The organism is Curtobacterium sp. NPDC086286 (assembly GCF_044746255.1).
In the GTDB taxonomy this organism is placed as follows: domain Bacteria; phylum Actinomycetota; class Actinomycetes; order Actinomycetales; family Microbacteriaceae; genus Curtobacterium.
In genome coordinates this window covers 202520-223799 of the sequence record NZ_JBIVBW010000002.1, presented here as the reverse complement: position 1 = coordinate 223799, position 21280 = coordinate 202520, and the positions used below count along the sequence as shown (strand labels likewise).

General features: G+C 72.5%; 18 protein-coding genes. 10 read left to right on the top strand and 8 right to left on the bottom strand.

What is annotated here, in order from left to right:
* Window positions 1–122: 122 nt before the first annotated feature.
* Window positions 123–2243, bottom strand: coding sequence for a DEAD/DEAH box helicase (locus ACIPKM_RS04510; RefSeq protein WP_402736252.1), 2121 nt, complete (start codon window positions 2241–2243; stop codon window positions 123–125).
* A gap of 269 nt (window positions 2244–2512) precedes the next feature.
* A complete protein-coding gene (locus ACIPKM_RS04505) occupies window positions 2513–3367 on the bottom strand; it encodes a PPK2 family polyphosphate kinase (RefSeq protein ID WP_071294488.1) in 855 nt (284 codons plus the stop codon).
* A gap of 140 nt (window positions 3368–3507) precedes the next feature.
* On the opposite strand from ACIPKM_RS04505, the gene ACIPKM_RS04500 reads away from it, so the two are divergent.
* Window positions 3508–4674: an alpha/beta hydrolase gene (locus tag ACIPKM_RS04500; protein WP_071294487.1), complete on the top strand. Its 1167-nt coding sequence runs from the start codon at window positions 3508–3510 to the stop codon at window positions 4672–4674.
* A gap of 205 nt (window positions 4675–4879) precedes the next feature.
* Window positions 4880–5191 (top strand): hypothetical protein, encoded by a 312-nt coding sequence (locus ACIPKM_RS04495; RefSeq protein WP_139199463.1) that lies wholly within the window; start codon window positions 4880–4882, stop codon window positions 5189–5191.
* Here ACIPKM_RS04495 and ACIPKM_RS04490 read toward each other — a convergent pair.
* From ACIPKM_RS04490 to ACIPKM_RS04480, 3 genes are all read right to left on the bottom strand, one after another.
* Complete coding sequence (locus ACIPKM_RS04490) at window positions 5188–8679, bottom strand: efflux RND transporter permease subunit (RefSeq protein ID WP_402736251.1); 3492 nt, start codon at window positions 8677–8679, stop codon at window positions 5188–5190. The genes ACIPKM_RS04495 and ACIPKM_RS04490 overlap by 4 nt on opposite strands.
* A 33-nt stretch (window positions 8680–8712) precedes the next feature.
* Window positions 8713–9378, bottom strand: coding sequence for a DUF6518 family protein (locus ACIPKM_RS04485; protein ID WP_402736250.1), 666 nt, complete (start codon window positions 9376–9378; stop codon window positions 8713–8715).
* Window positions 9379–9484: 106 nt separating this feature from the next.
* On the bottom strand, window positions 9485–10936 hold the full coding sequence (locus ACIPKM_RS04480; RefSeq protein WP_092384556.1) for a PLP-dependent aminotransferase family protein: 1452 nt from the start codon (window positions 10934–10936) through the stop codon (window positions 9485–9487).
* A gap of 60 nt (window positions 10937–10996) precedes the next feature.
* On the opposite strand from ACIPKM_RS04480, the gene ACIPKM_RS04475 reads away from it, so the two are divergent.
* The 3 genes from ACIPKM_RS04475 to ACIPKM_RS04465 all read left to right on the top strand — a co-directional run bounded on the left by ACIPKM_RS04475 (window position 10997) and on the right by ACIPKM_RS04465 (window position 13204).
* Window positions 10997–11662, top strand: coding sequence for a YitT family protein (locus tag ACIPKM_RS04475; RefSeq protein ID WP_092384558.1), 666 nt, complete (start codon window positions 10997–10999; stop codon window positions 11660–11662).
* A 76-nt stretch (window positions 11663–11738) separates the two neighbouring features.
* Window positions 11739–12626, top strand: a complete 888-nt coding sequence (locus ACIPKM_RS04470) for a DUF4097 family beta strand repeat-containing protein (protein ID WP_402736249.1) — start codon at window positions 11739–11741, stop codon at window positions 12624–12626.
* On the top strand, window positions 12623–13204 hold the full coding sequence (locus ACIPKM_RS04465; RefSeq protein ID WP_402736248.1) for a PadR family transcriptional regulator: 582 nt from the start codon (window positions 12623–12625) through the stop codon (window positions 13202–13204). The genes ACIPKM_RS04470 and ACIPKM_RS04465 overlap by 4 nt, the downstream gene beginning before the upstream one ends.
* 69 nt (window positions 13205–13273) lie before the next feature.
* Here the strand turns inward: ACIPKM_RS04465 and ACIPKM_RS04460 are convergent, their stop codons facing one another.
* Window positions 13274–14062 carry a MerR family transcriptional regulator gene (locus ACIPKM_RS04460; RefSeq protein ID WP_092384564.1) on the bottom strand — a complete coding sequence of 263 codons (789 nt, stop codon included), beginning with the start codon at window positions 14060–14062 and terminating at the stop codon, window positions 13274–13276.
* A 130-nt stretch (window positions 14063–14192) separates the two neighbouring features.
* Here ACIPKM_RS04460 and ACIPKM_RS04455 point away from each other — a divergent pair, with 130 nt between their 5' ends.
* The 4 genes from ACIPKM_RS04455 to ACIPKM_RS04440 all read left to right on the top strand — a co-directional run bounded on the left by ACIPKM_RS04455 (window position 14193) and on the right by ACIPKM_RS04440 (window position 18059).
* Complete coding sequence (locus ACIPKM_RS04455; RefSeq protein ID WP_402736247.1) at window positions 14193–16406, top strand: APC family permease; 2214 nt, start codon at window positions 14193–14195, stop codon at window positions 16404–16406.
* A gap of 11 nt (window positions 16407–16417) precedes the next feature.
* Window positions 16418–17155: a hypothetical protein gene (locus ACIPKM_RS04450; protein WP_402736246.1), complete on the top strand. Its 738-nt coding sequence runs from the start codon at window positions 16418–16420 to the stop codon at window positions 17153–17155.
* A 90-nt stretch (window positions 17156–17245) separates the two neighbouring features.
* Window positions 17246–17509 carry a DUF3072 domain-containing protein gene (locus ACIPKM_RS04445; RefSeq protein WP_070416997.1) on the top strand — a complete coding sequence of 88 codons (264 nt, stop codon included), beginning with the start codon at window positions 17246–17248 and terminating at the stop codon, window positions 17507–17509.
* Window positions 17510–17618: 109 nt separating this feature from the next.
* Window positions 17619–18059 (top strand): DoxX family protein, encoded by a 441-nt coding sequence (locus ACIPKM_RS04440; RefSeq protein ID WP_092384570.1) that lies wholly within the window; start codon window positions 17619–17621, stop codon window positions 18057–18059.
* 104 nt (window positions 18060–18163) lie between these two features.
* On the opposite strand, the gene ACIPKM_RS04435 is transcribed toward ACIPKM_RS04440, so the two are convergent.
* A complete protein-coding gene (locus tag ACIPKM_RS04435) occupies window positions 18164–19327 on the bottom strand; it encodes an NAD(P)-binding domain-containing protein (protein WP_402736245.1) in 1164 nt (387 codons plus the stop codon).
* Window positions 19328–19485: 158 nt separating this feature from the next.
* Between ACIPKM_RS04435 and ACIPKM_RS04430 the strand changes: the two genes are divergently transcribed.
* Window positions 19486–19707, top strand: a complete 222-nt coding sequence (locus ACIPKM_RS04430; RefSeq protein ID WP_070417000.1) for a DUF3073 domain-containing protein — start codon at window positions 19486–19488, stop codon at window positions 19705–19707.
* A 438-nt stretch (window positions 19708–20145) separates the two neighbouring features.
* On the opposite strand, the gene purM is transcribed toward ACIPKM_RS04430, so the two are convergent.
* Window positions 20146–21240, bottom strand: coding sequence for a phosphoribosylformylglycinamidine cyclo-ligase (gene purM / locus ACIPKM_RS04425; RefSeq protein WP_309889560.1), 1095 nt, complete (start codon window positions 21238–21240; stop codon window positions 20146–20148).
* Window positions 21241–21280: the final 40 nt, after the last annotated feature.

The window sequence follows — 21280 nt, the reverse complement described above, 5'->3', positions numbered from 1 at the left end:
CCCACACCCGCCGCCCCCCCGGGGGGGGCGGGGCGGGGGGGGGCGCGCGGGGGGGGGGGGGCGCCGGCGGGGGGGGGGGGGCCCCGCGGCCCCCCCGCCTCCCGTCCTGCGTCGGCTCGCGACTACCGCGCGGCGAGCTCCGCGACGATCCCGTCACCGGGGGCGGCGTCGACGAGGTCCGCCTCGATCTCCGCGTGCTCGAGGATGCCCTCGATCTTGCGGCGACGGCTGCGCGGGACGATCGTGACGACGGTGCCCTCCTTGCCGGCACGACCCGTGCGGCCCGAGCGGTGCATGTACGCCTTGTAGTCGTCGGGCGCATCGGCCTGCACGACGAGCGACACGTCGTCCACGTGGATGCCACGGGCGGCGACGTCGGTCGCGACGAGCACGTTCACGCGGCCGCTCGTGAGGAGCTGCAGGTTCCGCTGCCGGCGCGACTGGTTCAGATCGCCGTGGAGCGAGGTCGCGCGGATGCCGGCGTCCTCGAACTGGTCGGCGAGCCGCTCGGCGTAGGCGCGGGTGCGGGCGAACACGATGGTCTTGCCGGCGCCGGCGACGAGCTCCTCGAGGAGCTGGTCCTTCTGGCGCTGCTCGACCACGAGCACGCGGTGGTCGATCGTCGACGAGGCCTGGTCCTCACCGGCGACCTCGTGGACGGACGGCTCGTGCAGGAACTGCTCGACGAGCGACGCGACCTGGGCGTCGAGCGTCGCGCTGAACAGGAGCTTCTGGGCGCGGTTGCCCTCGGGGGTGACCTCGGCCGTGGCGGAGAGGATCTCCTGCACCGGCTCGAGGAACCCGAGGTCGCACATGTGGTCGGCCTCGTCGAGCACGGAGATGACGACCTCACTGAGGTCGAGCGTCCCCTTGTTCATGAGGTCCTGCACGCGCCCCGGGGTGCCGACGATGATGTCGACGCCGCGCTCGAGCGCACCGACCTGGCGGCCGTACGGGACACCGCCGTAGATCTGCGTCGTGAAGAGGCCCACCGAGCGGGCGATCGGCTGCACGGTGCGGTCGATCTGCAGGGCGAGCTCACGCGTCGGCGCGAGGATGAGCGCACGCGGGGCGCGGCCCATCTTGCGCTTCGTGCCGCCGCCGTTCTCCATGAGCTTCTCGACGAGCGGGGCGCCGAAGGCGATGGTCTTGCCGGAGCCCGTGCGGCCACGGCCGAGCACGTCCTTGCCCGCGATCACGTCGGGGATCGTCGCTGCCTGGATCGGGAACGGGCTCGTGGCGCCGAGTTCGGCCAGGGCGCGGGAGATGTTGCCGCCGATGCCGAGGTCGGCGAAGGTCACGCCCTCGACGTCGGCCGCGAGGGTCGCCTCGGCCTGGAGCTTCTCGAGCTTGACGTCGTCGGCGGGGACGAAAGGCTTGCGCTCGGTGTCGTCGCGGTCGAAGCGGCGCGGGGCGCGGTCGTCGCGGTCGAACCGGCGCGGGGCGCGGTCGTCACGGTCGAAGTTCCGGCGCGGACGGTCGTCGGCGTCACGGCGGGGAGCGCGGTCGTCGCGGTCGAAGCGACGGGGAGCGCGGTCGTCGCGGTCGAACCGGCGGGGCGCACGGTCGTCACGGTCGAACCGGCGCGGGGCGCGGTCGTCGTCACGGCGGGGCGCACGATCGTCGCGGTCGAAGCGACGGGGCGCACGGTCGTCACGGTCGAACCGGCGCGGGGCGCGGTCGTCGTCACGGCGGGGCGCACGATCGTCGCGGTCGAACCGGCGGGGCGCACGGTCGTCACGGTCGAACCGGCGCGGAGCGCGGTCGTCGTCACGACGGGGAGCGCGGTCGTCGCGGTCGAAGCGACGCGGGGCACGATCGTCGCGGTCGAAGCGACGCGGGGCACGGTCGTCGCGGTCGAAGCGACGCGGGGCACGGTCGTCGCGGTCGAACGAGCGACGCGGACGGTCGTCGTTGTTGTCACGACGGGGCGCACGGTCGTCGCGGTCGAAGCGACGGGGAGCGCGGTCATCGCGGTCGAAGCGACGGCCGCCACGGTCATCACGCTGCGGGCGGCCCTGGCCACCGTCGCGCGGCTCCCAGTTCGGACGGCTCGGGCGCTCGCCCTGCGCCGCACGGCCGCGACGCTCCTCGGCGTCCCAACGCTGCTTCTGCCGCGGAGCGGACGGGTCGGCGGCGCGGAAACCGCGGTGCTTGCTGCTGCGAGCGGCGGGGGTGCCGTTCGGGTGACGGACACGGTCGGAGGCGCGGTTGTCCGCGCCGCCCTTGTTGTACGGGGCCATGGCTACTTTCTCGGGGTGCAGACGTACCGCAGCGCCCGGCAGCGACATCGGCGGGGGCTTGCGTGCGGAGAGGGGGTTCTTCCCGTCGCGGATCGACGTGAATCCAGCCCTCGAGCAACACACACCCAAACGAAAACTCCGTGATCGCAATGTCACGGCGTCGAAGGCCGACCGAGTGAGTCTACGCGATCGGACCGTCGCTGGCCAGCCCACCGCCGGGCCGGGGCTGCGAGACGGGGGCGATCCGTGCCTCCTGGACCGTTCGCGGGTCAGGACTCGGCGAGCCGCTGCCGCTGCTCGGCCACGTCGAAGTCCGCTGCGGGCCAGGTGAGCTGCATGTCCTCGAGCGTGCGGAGCAGGAGCTGCTGCACGGCGAGCCGGGCGTACCACTTGCGGTTCGCCGGGATGACGTACCAGGGGTTCGTCGCGGTCGAGGTGCGGTCGAACACCGTCTGGTACGCGTCCTGGTAGTCGTCCCAGAGCAGGCGCTCGTCGATGTCGCCGGGGTTGAACTTCCAGTGCTTGTCGGGTCGGTCGAGGCGCTCACCGAGTCGTTCGCGCTGCTCGTCCTTCGAGATGTGGAGCATGACCTTGACGAGGCTCGTACCAGACGCGGCGAGCTCGTCCTCGAAGTCGACGATGGCTCCGTAGCGGCGCTCGATCTCCTCCGGCGGGGCGAACGCGCGGACCTTCTGGATGAGGACGTCCTCGTAGTGGGAGCGGTCGAAGACGCCGAGCTGGCCGGCGCCCGGGAGCTGTCGCTCGATGCGCCAGAGGAAGTCGTGCTCGCGTTCCTCGGCGTTCGGCGCCTTGAAGCCGGCGTAGTGCACGCCGTTCGGGTCCACCGCGCCGACGACGTGCGAGACGATCCCGCCCTTGCCCGCGGTGTCCATCGCCTGGAGGACGAGGAGTACACGGCGCTGGTCACCGGCGGTCGAGGCCGCCCAGAGTCGCTCCTGCAGCGCGGACAGTCGGGAGGCCCCGGCGGCGAGCGCCTCGAGCCCGTCGATCTTCCGCCCCGGGAACCCCGGGGTGCCGTCGGGGTCGACCCGGTCGAGGCGGAACCCCTCCTCGACGCGGAGCAGTGGTTCGGGGTCGGCGTTCCAGGCCTTGCGACGGCTCACGGGTCCTCCTGCGGGGTCGTCACCATCCTGGCACCGCCGGACGGGTTCGTCCGGCGGTGGTCCTCGGGTCGGAGGAGGGGACGGTCGGTTCCTCCCGTGGGTGGACGACGGCGTGCGGGGACCGGGTTACCGTTGATCCGATGAGGTCAGGCTGTCGCACGCTGCTCGCGCTCGTCGCCGCGGTCGTGGCGCTCGGCGCGGTCGCGTCGTGCAGCACGGACCCGGTCGGTGACGAGAACCGCACGGTGACCGCCGGACCCGTGATCTACCCGCTGTCGCTCCGGTACCACGGCATCGACGTCGTCGCCGACGTGCCGTACGGGTCGGACGCGCTGCAGCGGCTCGACGTGTGCCTGCCGGCGGACAGTGCACCGGACACCACGAGGACCCCGACGCCGACGCCGGGCGGGACGGCTTCCGCGACGGCGGACGAGGTCGGGGCCGACGCGGGCGGGGACGGGAGTGCGAGTGGTGCCGGGACTGCCGGGACTACCGCGGCCGGCATCGCCGCTGCGGGGGCCGGGGCAGCCGCCGACGGGAACGGTGCCGGTGCTGGTGCTGGTGCCGGTGCCGGCGACGCTGCCGTCGCCGAGGCGGCCAGCGGCACGCGTCCCGCCGTCCTGATGATCCACGGCGGGAGCTGGTCCCACGGCGACAAGGCCACCGCGGCGTACCGATCGGTGTGCAAGTACCTGGCCTCCGAGGGCTTCGTCACCTTCAACGTCGACTACCGGCTCGCCCCGACGGACCCGTTCCCGGCCGGGCTGGACGACGTCCGACGGGCACTCGACTGGGTGTTCCGTCCGACGACGCTGTCCACCTACGACGTCGACAGCAAGCGGGTCGGGGTGTTCGGGGGCAGCGCCGGTGGGAACCTCGCGGCGATGCTCGCCGTGACGGACCACGACTCGACCGCCTACGCCGAGGGGGACCGGATCCGGGCCGTCGTCGACCTGAGCGGCCCCACGAACCTGACGACCCGCTCGACCGAGGCCGACGGCGTCTCCGCCGCGTTCCAGCGGAAGCAGTTGCTGTACCTCGGTTGCCGGACCTACTCGGACTGTCCGGCCGCGACCCGGGCGTCGCCGGAGTACCACGTGACCTCGGACACGGCGCCGTTCTTCATCGGCCACTCCACCGACGAGTTCATCCCGCTGTGGGAGTCGCAGGAGTTCGCGGCGACGCTCCGACGACATGACGTGCCGGTGACGTTCGTCGCGGTCGAGGGGTCGGCGCACTCCATCGCGCAGCTCGACGAGGCGATGAGCAAGCGCGTGGCGAGCTTCCTGCGGGAGCACCTGGACTGAGGCGCGGCCGCGGGCCGCGCGTGGCTGGTGGCCGCCGCGGCCCCGAGTCTCGGTTCGGCGGACGTTCCTCGGGCGGTGCGGACGCGAAAGTGTCCGCGGGGCCGAGACTCGGGCACCGGCACCGGCACCGGCCGCACGTGCCCCGGCCGGGTGGCACCCGGAGTCGGGACTGCCGCCCGGCGCCCGCGCACCGCAGACTTCGGGGGTGACCGACACCTCGATGCGCCCTGCACACGCGACTGCCTCCCGCTGGGAGCGGCACTCCTCGCTGCAGACGTTCGCCGAACTCCTGCTCGGTCTGTCGTTCACCGCCGCGGTTGCCTTCGGCGGGTACGCGGCCGTGACCGGACGGATGACCGTGCTGTCGCAGGGCGCCGGCGTGGTGTTCCTCGTGACGCTGACGTGCGTCCTCGTGTCGTGGTTCCGTGCCGTCGAGCGCGAGGAGGCACCCGTGGCGGCGCCGGCAGCCTCCGTCGTCGACCCGATCTCGGCGATCGACGCGGAGTACCGCCGCTAGTCCTCCCCCGCCGCGACATCCCCCGCAGCGGCCTCACGCGCAGCGGCATCCCCCGCAGTGGCCTCACGCGCAGTGGCCTCACGCGCAGTGGCCTCCCCCGCCGCGGCCTCGCGCGCCGCCCGCCGGTCGGCCCGCCGCTCGAAGAGCCCCTCGACGAGGGCGTACAGCGACGGCAGCACCACGAGGGTGAGCAGCGTCGACGACACCAGCCCGCCGATGACCACGAGCGCGAGCGGCTGCGAGATGAACCCGGACCGGCCGGTCAGCCCGACGGCCATCGGGAGCAGCGCGAAGATCGTCGCCAGGGCGGTCATCAGGATCGGCCGGAGTCGTCTGGTCGCACCCTCGATCAGGGCATCGTGCACGCGGAGCCCCCGGCGCCGGTACTGGTTGACGAGGTCGATGAGGACGATCGCGTTCGTCACCACGATGCCGACGAGCATGAGCAGGCCGATCAGTGACGCCACACCGAGCGGGATCCCCGTCACGATCTGCAGGAGCAGCGCGCCGGTGACCGCGAACGGCACCGACACGAGCAGCAGCAGCGGCTGCCGCAGGCTCCGGAACGTGGCGACCATGATCACGTAGACGATCAGGACCGCGACGAGCATGGCCAACAGGAGCTGGCTGAACGCCGACGACTGGCTCGAGGCGACACCGCCGATCTCGGCGGATGCGCCACGCGGCAGGTCGAGCGCGTCGACGGCCGCGGTCACGTTCTGCACGGCGGCGCCGAGGTTCGTCGAGTCCGGGGTCACCGTGATCGTGGCCGTCCGGACGGCGTTCGACGTCGTGATGGACGTCGGCCCCTCGGACTGCTCGACGGTCGCCAGGTCGGACAGCGGCACCGACCCGGTCGAGGTGGGGACGGACAGCGACCGCAGTGCTGCGACGGTCATCGGGGGCTCGGGGTCGGCGATGTACACGTCGAGCGTCGCGTCGTCGATCTCGATCGTGCCGGTGTCGCGGGGCGAGACCGCGGCGGCGACGATCCCGCCGACCTGCGTCTCGGTCAGCCCGCGCTCGGCGGCCGCCTGCCGGTCGACCCGGACGGCGAGGTACGGCTCGGACGCCGACAGGTTGCTCGTCGCGCCGGTCGTGCCGTCGACCTTCCGCATCTCGCGCAGCACCGACGCCGCCGCGGTCCGGAGCTCTGCCTGCGTCGGCGCGGTGACGTCGACCTCGATGTCGCTCGAGCCGCCGAACCCGCCACCGGCCGACGAGAGGCTGACCTCGCCGACGCCGTCGATCCGGTCGATGCGGTCGCGCGCGGTGGACTGGATGGTGGTCTGGTCGTCGCCGGCGTCCGTCGTCACGTTGTACTGCACGGAGGCCGACGCCCCGCCTCCGAAGGCCGCCTGGATCGACTGCCCGCTCGTCCCGATGGTGGTCTGCACGGTCTGCACACCCTGGACACCGCGGAGCACGCGCTCCACCTCCTGCGCCGCGTCGGACTGCTCGTCGAGGCTCGTCCCCGGCTCGAGGTCCTGCGTGACCGTGAAGGTGTTCTGCCCCGAGTCGCCGAGGTAGTTCGTCTTGACGAACGGCACGGCGGCCGCGGTGCCGCCGAGCACGAGGACCGCCAGGACCACCACGAGCGCCGGACGGCCGATGGCCCAGCGGAGCACCGGCTGGTACCCGCGCCGGAGCCGGTCGGACGTCCCGGCGTCGTGCAGGTCCTCGGCGGACGACAGCGCGGTGGTCGCAGCGGACCCGTCGGCAGCAGCGCCACCGGCAGCAGCGTCACCGGCAGCAGCGCCACCGGCTCCACGGGCGGCGGCGCCACCAGCGGCGGCGCCACCGGCGGCAGGTGTCCGGAGGAACCAGTACGCGAGCACCGGGACGATCGTCAGCGACACCAGCAGCGACGCCACGAGCGCCATCGTGACGGTCAGGGCGAACGGCCGGAACAGCTCGCCGACGAGCTCCGCGACGAACGCGACCGGCAGGAAGACGGCGACGGTGGTGAGGGTCGACGCGGTGACGGCGCCGGCCACCTCGCGGACGGCGTCGAGCACCGCCCGGGTCCGGTCCACCCCGGGTTGCAGGTGCCGCTTGATGTTCTCGATGACCACGATCGAGTCGTCCACCACGCGTCCGATCGCGATGGTGAGCGCGGCGAGCGTGATGACGTTCAGCGTGTACCCGGTCGCCCGCATGCCGATCGCGGCGAGGAGCACCGAGGTCGGGATCGAGATCGCGGTGACGATCGTCGACCGCACCGACAGCAGGAACAGCAGGATCACGACGACGGCGAACCCGAGGCCGAGGAGCCCCTCTTCGGCGAGGGAGTCGATCGACTGCTGGATGTAGGGCGCCTGGTCGAACACGACGGTGAACCGGGGGTCGCCGGCGACCTTCGCCTCGATGCCGGGGAGGGCGTCGCGGACCGTCTTCGAGACGTCGACGGTGTTCGCTTCCTGCGTCTTGGTGATCGCGATGGTCAGTGCCGTCTCGCCGTTCACGCGGCTGATCGAGGTGCGCGGCGACTCCTCGATCACGACCTTCGCCACGTCGCCGATGGTGGTCGGCGTCGTCGCGGCGGCCCCGGCACCGGCGGTCGCACTGGAGGCGCTGCCCGCCCCCGCCGCACCGCCCGCCGCCGTCCCACTGGTCGCGTCCGCCGACCCGGTCGCGCCCGCCGACCCGGTCGCGCCCGCCGACCCGGTCGCGCCCGCCGACCCGGTCGCGCCCGCCCCGTCGGCTCCAGAGCTGCCGGAGGATCCCGCCCCGGACGAGGACCCGCCGCTCGACGCGACGGTCAACGGCAGCCCCTCGATGTCCTTGATCGACGCGATCCGCTCCCCCGTCTGCACCGACAGCGTCGTGCCGTCCTGGGTGATCGTGCCACCGGGCACGAGCGTCCCGTTGTCGTCGAGTGCGTCCGCGATGGACTGCGTGCTCAGACCCCGCGACGCCAGCTCGTCGGTGTCCGGGGTGATCACGACGCGGCGCCCCGGGTTGCCGAAGACGTCGGCCTGCCGGACCCCGTCGAGCTTCTCGATGTCGGGGATCGCCGTGGCGTTCAGCCGGTCGACCAGCTGTTCCTGGTCGCCCTTCCCCGTGACGGCGAGCTGCAGCACGGGCAGGTCGTCGAAGGAGCCGGTGACGATCTGCGTCTGCACGGTGTCCGGGAGCGACAGGGCGTTCACCGCGGTCTGGATCTTGTCCTCGGCGCTGGCGAGGTTCGATCCGTAGTCGAACGACGCCGAGACGACGCTCTGCCCGGTCGACGACGTCGCGGTGGTCGACTCGAGGTTCGGCACGACCTGGATCGCCTGCTCGATCTTCGTCGACACGTCGTTCGACACGACCTCGGGCGTGGCGCCGGGGTACGCGCTGACGATGGCGACCTGCGGGAACTGGACGCTGGGGATGAGCTCCTGCTTGAGGCTCGTCAGCGCGATGCCGCCGAACACCGCGACGACGACGGTGACGAGCGCGATGAGCGCCCGGTTGCGGAGGCTGAAGACCGAGAGGAGGTGCACACCCTGATCCTTGCAGGGCGTCCCTCGACGCGCTCAGCCGCCGAGGAGCAGGTACGCGCCGAGCACGCCCACGGTCCCGAGCACACCCGTGGCGAGCGCCACGATCCGGCCGAGCGGGGTCCGTGCGGTCACGACCGCCACGACGAGGACCGACAGGCCGACGACGATCTCGACCACCCAGGTCACCGGCCCCGTGGTGTCCGCGACCTGCAGCAGGGCCCGGACGCCCTCGCCGACCAGCACGGCGGCGGTCGCCCCGAGCGCTGCCCCACGCCACCCGACGTCCCGGGACCGGAGTGCCACCGCGACCGCACCCGCGAGCACCCCGGCGGGGATGCCCATCAGGACCCAGAAGTTCGTGATCGACAGCACGTCCGGGTAGCCGCGCAGGTTCGTCGTCGCCCAGTACCCCACGTGCATGAGCTCGAGGAGCACGACGCCGAGCACCATCGCGGCCGGTGACGCCCAGCGCCCCGACCGCACACCGGCGAGCAGGCACAGCGCAGCCGCCACGACGAACCAGGGTCCGGCGGAGTTCGCGACGGAGGAGAGTCCGGGCACCGCCTGCCCGAACGAGGTCAGCACCCCGGCGAGCAGTGCCCCCGTGAGCGCCATCGAGACCCGGGCGGCGGCGGGCACCGCGTGGGTCGGAGCGGGCGCCGGACGGGCCGTCGTGCCGGCGTGCATGGTCGTCTCCATGGGACCAGGATCCCGGTGGCCGGGCGTCGCACGCATCACTCCGCAGAGCCAGATCGCACGAGGAGCGTCACCCCGGAGGATGACACTGCCGAGCGAGGCGGGCGCGTCACACCACCGCGGCGAGCGACCCCCGCACGCCGGCGGCGTCGCCACCGATCCGCGCCCACGACCGTTCGAGCACGTCGACGAGCCGCACCCGGTCGGCCGGGGACATCGTGAACGGCACCCGCAGGAACCGCTCGAACCCGCCGTCCGGCCCGAAGACCCCGCCGGACGCCAGCACGACGCCCTCGGCGCGTGCGGCGAGCACCAGCGCGCTCGACACCGGGCGCCCGAGCCCGACCCACGTCGTCAACCCGCCCGCCGGCGACGGCACGTCCCACTCCGGGAGCCGCGCGCGCAACGCACCCACGACGTCGTCGCGACCCTGGCGCAGGTACTCGCGCCGCGCCTCCAGGACCGCCGCCGTCCGCGGGACGAGCTCCCGCGCGACCAACTGGTCGAGCACGGGCGTGCCGAGGTCGCCCGTCGGCCGGGCGAGGAGCAGCCGCTGCAGGAGCGCCGGTGCGGCGCGGATCCAACCGATCCGCAGGCCGCCCCAGAACACCTTGTCGGCCGACCCGATCATCACGACCGATGCCCCGGACGGGTCGGCCGCTGCCAGCGGCAGGGACGGCGAGCCCTCGATCCGCAGCTCGCCCATGGTCTCGTCCGCGATGACCGTCGTCCCGGTCGACGCAGCGACGGACAGCAGGAGCTCCCGGGTGGACGCGGACATCGTCGCTCCGGTGGGGTTGTGCAGCTCGGGCATGACGTACGCGACCGCCGGCGCCGTGCGGCGCATCGTGGTCTCGAGCGCCGTGGCGTCCCACCCGGTCCGCGCGTCGACGGGCACGCCGACGAGTCGACCGCCGACCTCGCGGAAGGCCTCGTGCGCGTGCGGGTAGGTCGGGGACTCGACGAGGACGGCGTCGCCCCGGCGGACGAGCACCCGGGCGAGCAGGGCGATCGCGTGCTGCGCCCCGATCGTCACGACGACCTGGGACGGGTCGGTGGGCAGGCCGCGTTCGGTGTACCGCTCGGCGATCGCCGCGCGCAGCCCGGGGTCCCCGACGGTGTCGTACCCGATGCCGGCGAGCGCCGCGGGCACGTGCCGCACCGCGCGCTCGACCGCCTCGGCGATCCCGGGAGCCGCGTGCAGTGCGGCCTTGCGGAGGTCGAGCAGGTCGTCGTCGACGACACCGCCGAGCCGTTCCGGGTCCGGTCGGCCGATCAGCCCGGCCGGGAGCCGGACCACGCTGCCGGACCCCCGGAGCGACACCACGAAGCCGTCGGACCGGAGCCTCGAGTACGCGTTCGCGACGGTGGTGCGCGAGACGCCCAGCGCGGTGGCGAGGCCGCGCTCGGCGGGCAGCCGCACGCCCTGCGGGATCCGGCCGTCGATGACGAGCACGCGCAGCGCGTCGGACAGCGCCTCGTACGCGGGGGCGTCGGTACCGGCGCGCCAGTCGGTGAGGAGGAGCGCTGCGGATCGGGCACTGAGCAGGACCGGGGTCATGGATCCACGGTAGCGGAATTGGCTCTCGACCCGCAGTCCAATCTCCACGACGATCGAGCCATGCCCCGCTCGACCGCCCTCACGCTCCGCTTCGTCCAGCTCTTCGTGGGCCTGTTCCTCTACGGCGCCTCGACGGCACTGCAGGTGCGTGCGGTCGTCGGGGTCTCGTCGTGGACGGTCCTCACGGAGGGGCTCGAGAACGTGGTGCCGTGGTCCTTCGGCGTCATCACCGTGGTGTCGAGCGGCGTCATCCTGCTGTTCTGGATCCCGCTCCGCCAGAAGCCGGGCATCGGGACGCTGCTCAACGCCCTGGCGATCGGACCGAGCGCCGACCTCGTGCTCTGGCTCGTCCCGACGCCGTCGGAACTCGTCGGCCGGGTCCTCCTGTTCGTCGCCGGGCTGGTGCTCCTGGCGGTCGCCACCGCGTTCTACATCGGCGCCGGCTTCGGCACGGGCGCTCGTGACGGCCTGATGGTCGGCCTGCACGAGCGCCTCGGCTGGCCGGTGTGGGTGGCGCGGACCGTCATCGAGGTCTCGGTCGTGATCGTCGGCTGGTTCCTCGGCGGCGACGTCGGAGCCGGCACCGTGGTCGCGGCGTTCGCGATCGGTCCGATGGTGCAGCCGCTCATGCCGGTCTTCCGCCGGTTCCCGTGGAGCCCGGAACGGACGCGTGCCGCCACACCGGTCCAGGAGGCGCGGGTCGCCGCCGCCTCGGAGGTCGCCTAGAGCCCTTGCGTGCGGCCAGGTCGCGATATAACGTGTCTGCCACAGACGCGATACATCGCGAGTTCGAGGAGGCAACATGGCCCAGGAGAAGTGGCTCGTCGAGGAGCCGAAGGTGATCGACACCGGGATCGTCCGCCGCTTGCGCGTGGGCCTCGCCGGAGGACAGGTGGACGTCGTCGCGCACGACGAGCCGACCGCCCGCGTCGAGGTGCACAGCGTGTCCGGCAAGCCGATGAAGATCGAGCTCGACGGCGACACGCTCACGATCGACCACCCGCAGGTCCGGTGGGACGACCCGATCGGCTTCCTGAAGTCGTTCCGCGGCAAGGCCCACGCCGACGTCAGCGTCCTCGTGCCCCGCGACGCCATCGTCACCCTCGGCGTCGTCTCGGCCGGGGCCCTGCTGTCCGGCACGAACCGCGGCGCCACGCTCAACACGGTGTCCGGCGACCTCGTCGTCGACGACGTCGCGGGTGACGTCACCGTGAACGCGGTGTCCGGCACGACGACCATCCGCGAGCTCGACGGCGCCCTGACGGTCCACACCGTGTCCGGCGACGTCGTGGCGACCGGGGCGATCCCGCGGTTCTCGGCCGACGGGGTGAACGCCGACGTGGTGCTCGACCTGCACGGCACCCCCGACCAGGCCCGCGTCAACACGGTGTCCGGTGCGGTGAGCGTCCGACTCGAGGACGGCGTGCCCTACCAGTGCACCGTCAGCACCGCCTCGGGCAAGCTGCAGTTCGACGACTCGGAGATCCGCGGCGTGCGGGGGTCCTACGTCAAGCAGGGCGGCGAGCTGTCCGGGCAGTGGCTCGACCTCAAGGTGAACTCGGTGTCCGGCGACATCGCGGTCCTGCACGCCCCACCCGTCGCGGAGCCGACGGCACCGACGACGCCGACCGCGCCGGCTGCACCGACCACGCCCGCGGCCCCGGTGAACGACGGCGAGGTGCCCGAATGAGCCCCGTCTTCGCGCACGGCCACCTGCGCCTCTACCTGCTCGTGCTGCTGGCGGACCACCCGATGCACGGGTACGAGGTCATCCAGGCCCTCGGCGACCGCTTCGGCGGCACCTACGTCCCGAGCGCCGGCACCGTGTACCCGCGGCTCGCCAAGCTCGAGGAAGAGGGGCTCGTCACGAAGTCCGCGGACGGCCGGAAGACCGTCTACGCCATCACCGACGCGGGCCGTGCCGAGCTCGACGCCCGTGCCGACGAGATCGCCGCGGTCGAGAACGGCGTCAACGACTCGGTGAAGTCCCTGGCCGACGGCGTCCGCGCCTCGGTGGGCGAGGCGATGCGGTCCCTCCGTGCCGACCTCGCGGCGAGCGCGCAGGCACCGCGCGGCCGGACCGCCGACGAGCCCGTGGACGTCCCGTCCGAGGGCGCCCGCGCCCTGCGCGAGGTCGAGATGGTCCTGTCGTCGTTCCGGCAGCAGGTCCGCGCGGACCTCCGCCGTCGGGCGACCCGCGGCACGCTCGGTCCGGACACGGTCACGCGTCTGCGCGACGGCCTGGAGGCGCTGCGCAAGTCCCTCTGACGAGCGGCGGCCGACAGACGGTGACGACCCGCGCCTCCAGGCAGTCCGCCAGGAGGCGCGGGTCGTCCGTCACAGACCGCGGTCGGCCAGGGCGTGCATCGCGTCCCGCAGGGCCCGCGCGGCACCCGCGCCCGCCCACTCGTAGGCGTGCGTGAACCGTTCGTCCTGCACGTACATGTCACCGAGCGTGCGGAACCGGTCGGCGGTGAGCTCGGCCGGGGGCGTCGCCTCGGCGAGCCAGGCGAACTGGCGCCGCGCGAGTGCCGTGCCGGCCTCCGACGCCGGACCCGCGCCCGACGCGGCGAGCGCTGCGGCGTCCTGCGCGATCGCCCGCTGTTCCGCCTGGAAGGCCTCCTTCGCGGCGGGGTCCTTCGACTCCCACCAGCGTGCGCCTCGGTCCCAGGCCGCGGGCCCCCAGCGCTCCTCGACCTCCTGCCGGAAGCGCGTCTGGTCGAACCCGTCGAACGTGTCGGTGGCGTTCATGTCCTGTCCTTCCTCGATCCTCGTGATGGTGGTCCGCACGGCCGCGAGCTGCCGCGCGAGCCGGTCGCGCTCGCGTTCGAGCCACGCGACGTGCGCCGTGAGGGCCGTGACGTCGTCCTGCTCGCCGTCGAGGACCCGGCCGACGTCGGCCAGCCCGAGTCCGAGCCCGCGCAGCAGGAGGATCCGTTGCAGCCGGACCAGCGCGCGGTCGTCGTAGCGTCGGAGCCCGCCCTCGCCGACCGCGGTCGCGGGCAGCAGGCCGATCGCGTCGTAGTGCCGGAGCGTGCGGCTCGACACACCGGCGGAACGCGCCACGTCGGCGATGCCGTGCGGTGCTTTCGCAGCTGCGGCTGCCGTGTCTGTCGAATCCCTCATGCAGGCCACGGTAGAGGTTGACGCAGCGTCAACCGCAAGGGGTTTCCGGGGTGCGCCCGACCCGAACCGGCACGGACGGGGAATACCACCGGGGTCGGCCGTGTTGACTCGCGCCCGGAAATGAGTAGGTTTGCGGCTCGTGACGAACGAGATCCGGTCGTTGAAAGCGCGACTGATCGGGGATCCCCTCCCCTCCGAGAAGCTCGAGGGACAGCTCCTCCCGAAGCACCTGGCACTGCCGATCTTCGCGAGTGACCCGCTGTCCTCCGTGGCGTACGCGCCGCAGGAACTCCTCATGATCCTGCTGCTCGGCGGGATGGCGTTCCTGACGTTCGCCCCGTGGGTCGCCGCCCTCGTCGTGCTGCTGCTCGTCGTGGTCGTCGCGTCCTACCGACAGCTCATCAAGGCGTACCCGTCCGGCGGTGGCGACTACGAGGTGGCACACCGGAACCTCGGCGAGAAGGCGGGGCTCGTCGTGGCTTCCGCATTGCTCGTCGACTACGTCATGACGGTGGCGGTCTCGGTCGCGTCGGGCGTGGACAACATCATCTCCGCGCTCCCGTTCCTCAACGAGTTCCGGGTCGAACTGGCCCTGGTGTTCGTCGTGCTCCTCGCCGCCGCGAACCTCCGGGGTGTCCGCGAGTCGAGCAAGGCCTTCGCCGTGCCGACCTACCTCTTCGTGGCGAGCGTCTTCGTGATGGTCGTCGTCGGGCTCGTCCGGGCCGCGGCCGGCAACGCCCCGGTCGCGGAGTCCGCCGCCTACACCGTGCAGAACGTCGAGCACACGACGCAGGCCGCGTTCATCCTGCTGCTCCTCCGCGCGTTCGCGTCCGGCTGCTCGGCGCTGACCGGTGTCGAGGCGATCGCGAACGGCGTGCAGGCGTTCCGCCGCCCGAAGATCAAGAACGCGCAGATGACCCTCGTGTTCATGGGGTCGATCGCGATCGTGCTGTTCGTCGGTCTCATCACGCTCGCCCTCATCTCCCGCGTGCACTACGCCGAGAGCGCGTGCGACCTGCAGGGCTTCGCGCAGTGCGCCACGACGCCGCAGCGTTCCCTGATCGCGCAGATCGCGGCCGCGACGTTCGGCGACAACACGGTCCTCTTCTTCGTGATCCAGGCGACCACCGCGGCGGTGCTGCTGCTCGCCGCCAACACGGCGTTCAACGGGTTCCCGCTGCTGGGGTCGATCCTCGCGCGCGACTCGTACGCACCGAAGGCCCTGTCGACCCGCGGCGACCGGCTCATCTACTCGAACGGCGTGATCGTGCTCGCCCTCGTCGCGGCGGCGCTGCTGATCGTGTACCGGGCGAACGTCACGAGCCTCATCCAGCTCTACATCATCGGCGTGTTCGTGTCGTTCACGCTCGGGCAGACCGGGATGATCGTGCACTGGACGCGGTTGCTGCGGGCGGACCGGGCGGGCACCGCGGACGGTCCGGTCAACCGTGGGCAGGTCATGCGCTCCCGTGCCATCAACGCCACCGGCGCGACCTTCACGTTCGTCGTCCTCGTCATCGTCACGATCACGAAGTTCACGCACGGCGCCTGGCTCGTGTTCCTGATCATGCCGATCCTGTTCGTGCTCATGCTCGGCGTGAACCGGTACTACCGCGACGTCTCGCACGAGATCGAGGCCGACGAGGAGACCCGGTTCGGTGCGACCGGCGACCACGCGATCGTCCTGGTCAACAAGCTGCAGAAGCCCGTGCTCAAGGCCCTCGACTACGCGATCGCCGCGAAGCACGCGAGCTTCGAGGCCCTGCACGTCGCGATCGACGACGCCGATGCGGCCCGGCTCCGGGCGCAGTGGGAGGAGTACGGCATCGAGGTCCCTCTGACCATCGTGCCGAGCCCCTACCGCGACATCTCGATGCCGCTCATCAAGTACATCAAGGCGCACCGGATGGAGCACGGCTCCGAGGTCGTGACCGTCTACACGCCGGTCTTCATCGTCGGGCACTGGTGGGAGACCTTCCTCCACAACCACCGCGGTCGCCGCATCCGGAAGAAGCTGCTGCTCGTGCACGGCGTGACCGTCGCGCTGGTGCCCTGGCTGCTCGACTCCTCCGAACTCCTGTACGGCCGGCGTTCCCGCCCGCTCCCCGGTCAGGAGCGCCGCGGCGAGCCGATCCGCCCCGCACTCCGCCGCTCCCCGCACGGCGTCGTCCAGCACGACGCCGAGGACGACCGGCTGCTCCGGTCGGCCCAGCGGAACAGCCTGCAGCCGCGCCGCGCGACCCGTCCGGCCGGTCCCGCCGAGGGCGTCGACCCGACCCAGTGCACCGGTGAGATGCACGTCCTCGTCCCGTCGCCTCCACGCAGCGACGGTCGCTCGTCGTAGCATCTGTCGTCATGACGATCTCCGACCTGCGCACGTTCGCCACGTTCGACGGGCACGGCGGCAAGGTCTCGAAGCGCGTCGAGGTGCTCGACCACGAGCCGACGCCCGGCGGCCCGCACGAGGGACTCGTCGCCGTCCGCGGCCCGCACCCCCTCGGTGCGCTCGACGAGCAGGCGGCCGAGGACTCGACGCACCGCATCGGCTGGGTCGACCCGGCGACGCTCCGCGACTGGTACCGCCCGGACCGCGTGGTGGTCTCCCGGATCGAGGCGCGTCGGTCCGGCATCGAGCCCGGCACGTACGCGGATTCGCGCGGTCGCGGTCGGGTCCGGATCGACGGTCTGGAGGCGCGGCTCGCCCCCGACGGTCGGCCCGCCTTCCGCGCACTGGCGGGTTCCGCGGACGCCCCGGTCGTCGACGTGCCGCTCCCCACCGACCAGGCGGTGCGGCTCGTGGCGGTGCGCGCGGTCGACGAGGGCCTCGAGATCGTGACCACCCCGGTGTCGCCGTTCCTGTCGCCCGGTCGGTACCCGGCCTTCGGCGACGACGTCGTGGGGCTGCCGCCGCGCGCAGGCACCGGGCACGTCCTGGTCCGCGCTGCCGTCCTGATCGACGGCACCCTGTACGAGGTCGAGCGGATCGACGAGCGTGCCGCGACGATCTGGATCCGCCGCGAGGACCGGTCGGTCCCGATCGCGGTGAGCTCGGTCGGTCCGGACCTGGTGCGGTACACCGCGGTCGCCGACTGACCGTGGGCGCTGCCGCGGGCGTGGGCGCCGTGTGTCCGGGGGACGCCACGGTGGGCGTTCCGGTCGGGGGTGCGGCGTAGCGTCCACGCCATGAGTGACGCAGACCCGATCGACGACCGTACCGACCAGCCCGAGACCCTCGGCGGCGCCCGCCCCGACCCCAGCACCGACGCCAGCAAGGACCCCGAGCAGTGGGTCACCGGTGACGAGCCCATGACCGGGCCGCAGCGCAGCTACCTCGACACCCTCGCCCGCGAGGCCGGCGAGGAACTCCCCGCCGACCTCACCAAGGCCGAGGCCTCGGAGCACATCGACCGCCTGCAGCAGCAGACCGGGCGCGGCGCCGATTCCTGAACGCGGGTCCGCGCTTCTGCGGACCCGCGCCTGGGCATGTTCTGGTGATGTCCGGGAAGTCCCCCGGACGGGGGTGGATGATGACGCGTCACCGGTTAGCTTCGACGACATGCGAACGACATCGACCTCCATCGGCCTGACCGCGCTCCGCATCGTCCTCGGCGTGGTGTTCATCGCCCACGGCGCCCAGAAGTTCGCGCAGGGGATCGGCTCCGTGTCCCAGGGCTTCTCCGGCATGGGCGTCCCCCTCGCCGAGGTCGCGGCGCCCCTCGTCGCCGGGCTCGAACTCGTCGGCGGGGTGTTCCTCGTGCTCGGCGTCGCGACCCGGATCGTGGGCGTGCTGCTCGCGGTCGACATGGTCGTGGCCGGCCTGCTCGCGCACGCGTCCGCGGGGTTCTACTCGCAGGACGGCGGGTTCGAGTACGTCCTCGTGCTCGCGGTGGCGTCCCTCGCGGTGGCGCTGACCGGGCCGGGGCGGTTCTCGCTCGACGCGGTGTTCCTGCTGGCCTCGCGCCGGCGTCGTGGCGTCGAGGAGCCCCTGCCCGCCTGACGCCGGCGCCAGTGTGCGAGGTTCCGCGCTCCGTGGGACGGCCTGCGCCCCGCACCGGGCGCGGAACCTCGCACCGTGCGTCGGCGAGGTCGCACCGTGCGAGGTCAGTCGGACCCGACCACCGACGCCGATCCCGCATCGTCACCCGCGAGCACGTCCATCACCTGCCGGGCGATCCGCCGACCGGCACGGTTCGCCCCGATGGTCGACGCCTGTGGCCCGTACCCCGCGAGGAACAACCGCGGCTCGTCCACCGACCGACCGTCCTCGACCACGATGCCGCCGGCCGCGGTCCGCAGGTGCAGCGGCGCGAGGTGCCGCAGGTCCGCACGGAACCCGGTCGCCCAGATCACGGCGTCGGCGTGCACGTGCTCACCGTCTGCCGTGACCACACCGGTCTCGTCGAGCCGGGTGAACATCGGCGAGTCCCGCAGCACACCCCGCTCGAGCCCGGCACGGATCCGGCGCGACACGGGGACACCGGTGCCGGAGACGATGCTCGGCAGGGTCTCCCCCGCCCTGGCGGCCCGGTCCTGCTCGTCGACCGCCGCCACCGCGGACTCGAGGTCGAGCGCCGCCGACTCCGACCACACCACCGGCCGCCGGGTGAACCACCGGGTCCGCGCGGCGACGCCGTCGAGCTCGAGCAGGAACCCGATCGCGCTGGTGCCACCGCCGACGACCACCACGTCCTGACCGGCGAACTCCGCCGCACTCCGGTACTCCGTCGTGTCCAGCTGCCGACCGCCGAAGGCATCGCGACCCGGGTACCACGGGACGAAGGGCGTGCCCCACGTTCCGGAGGCGTTCACGACGACCTCGGCGCCGATCCGGCTCGTGCGCCCGTCGGCGGTCCGGACGGTGACGCACAGGCCTCCGGACGCTCCGAGGCTGTCCCCGATGCGCGACACGGACGACACCGAGACCGGACGACGGACCCGCAGGTCGTAGTGCTGCTCGAAGCGCCGGTAGAACTCGCCGACGACGTCCCGCGCCGGTCGCGACCGGTCGGCGTCGTCGAACCGGAGGCCCATCGCGTTCATCCCGGGCAGGTCGTGCACGCGGTGCGCGGCTCCGAGGCGGAGGGCCTCCCACCGGAACTGCCAGGCTCCACCCGTGCTCGGCGCCCGGTCGAGCAGCACCAGATCGCTCCCCGGCGTCAGGCCGAGCCGGCGGAGGTGGTATCCCACCGAGAGGCCGGCCTGACCCGCGCCGATCACCACGACCCGGGCGTGCTGGTCGGCCGGGGCCTGCGCGTCGTCTGTCATCACTTCGATTCTGCTGTGGGCGGGGCCGTCGCGGCGACGTCCAGATCGGGGTACATGGTAGAGTGATCGGCAGATTTCAAACCACGAAACCGTTCGGTTCCCCGGGTGACTCCTCTCCCGCCAGGACCGGACCAGAGCCGATCACGAGGGGGTCACGCATGGGGCGCGGCCGTCAGAAGGCGAAGCACACCAAGGTCGCCCGGGAACTGAAGTACTTCAGCCCGGAGACGAACTACGGTGCGCTCGAACGAGAGCTCTCCGCCGGGCAACACTCGGACGAGAACTCCTACGTCGACCGCTGGGCAGACCAATACGGTGATGACCAGCTCGAAGAAGACGACGAGTTCGAACCGCAGCAGGACCAGAACAAGTCCGCCTGACCCAGGCTCGATGACGACGCCGCGCACCCTCCGGGGCAGCGCGGCGTTTCGTCGTGCGTGCCGCTCGGTGCCGCCCTGTCGCCCGCGTCTGACGTCGGCCGGGGCCCCGCGGACCCGGAACGACATCCTCGACGTCGTACGACAGCGACGATGTCGCACACGCGCGCCCGCAACGACCCGCGCACGCAACGAACGACGAAGCCGACGTCGCACGACAGCGACGATGTCGCACCCGCGCGCCCGCAACGACCCGCGCTCGCAACGAACGACGAATCCGACGTCGGACGACAGCGACGATGTCGCACCCGCGCGCACGCAACGGCCGACGAAGCCGAGGTCGCACGACCTGCCGCGCCCGTTCCGCCCCGGTCGCACGAACTGCCGCCCAGAAGGAGTCCGGACGGCAGTTCGTGCGACCTCGAGCCCGGGCCCCCGCGCTCAGCCCGCGTAGGCCCCCACGAGCCGCACCGCACCACCGTCGACGCCCTTCGCGCCCTGCTCGAACCCGTCGAGGTCACGCGCCGAGGTCGAGATCGTCCCGACCGCCCACGACGGCAGCCCGGCGGCCCCGAGCGACGCGATGACGTCCGACGCCGCAGCGGCCGACACGACCGCGAACATGCCGATGCCGAGGTTCCAGGTGCCCTCGGTGTCCTCGATGGGAGTGCCCGCCATCGACGCGAGCACACGGAAGACGGGGAGCGGCTCCCACGTGGAGCGATCGACCTCGACCCAGGACCCGACGGGCAGCACGCGCGCCAGGTTCGCCGCGATGCCACCACCCGTGACGTGCGACAGCGAGTGCACGGCGCCCGGGTGCTGCTCGATGAGCGACAGCAGCGGCGTCGTGTAGAGGCGCGTCGGCTCGAGCAGGGCTTCCCCGACGAGGCCGCCGAGCTCCGGCAACGAGTCGGTGTACCCGACGCCGCGCGACGACAGGATGTGCCGCACGAGCGAATACCCGTTGGAGTGCAGCCCGGAGGACTCGATCGCCACGACGACGTCACCGTCCTGCACGAGGTGCGCGCCGAGCTGCGACCCGGCCTCGACCGCGCCGACCGCGGCACCGGCCACGTCGTAGTCGTCCGGCCCGAGCAGCCCGGGGTGCTCCGCCGTCTCGCCCCCGACCAGCGCGGTGCCGGTCTCCGAGCAGCCGCGGGCGATGCCGGCGACGATGTCCGCGATGCGCCCCGGGACGACCCGGCCGCAGGCGATGTAGTCCGTCATGAAGAGCGGCTTGGCGCCGACCACGACGATGTCGTCGACGACCATGCCGACGAGGTCCTGCCCGATCGTGTCGTGCTTGTCGATCGCCTGCGCGATGGCGACCTTCGTCCCGACGCCGTCGGTGGAGGTCGCGAGCAGCGGCCGTGAGAAGTCCTTCAGGAACGAGACGTCGTAGAGCCCGGCGAAGCCACCGACGCCGCCCAGGACCGACGGGGTGTGGGTGGCCGCGACTGCGGACTTCATGAGTTCGACGGCCAGGTCACCGGCGGCGGTGTCCACTCCGGCTTCGGCGTACGGGTTGGGCATGCTGAGTCCTTCGCGGTGACATGGCAGACTTGTTCGGTAC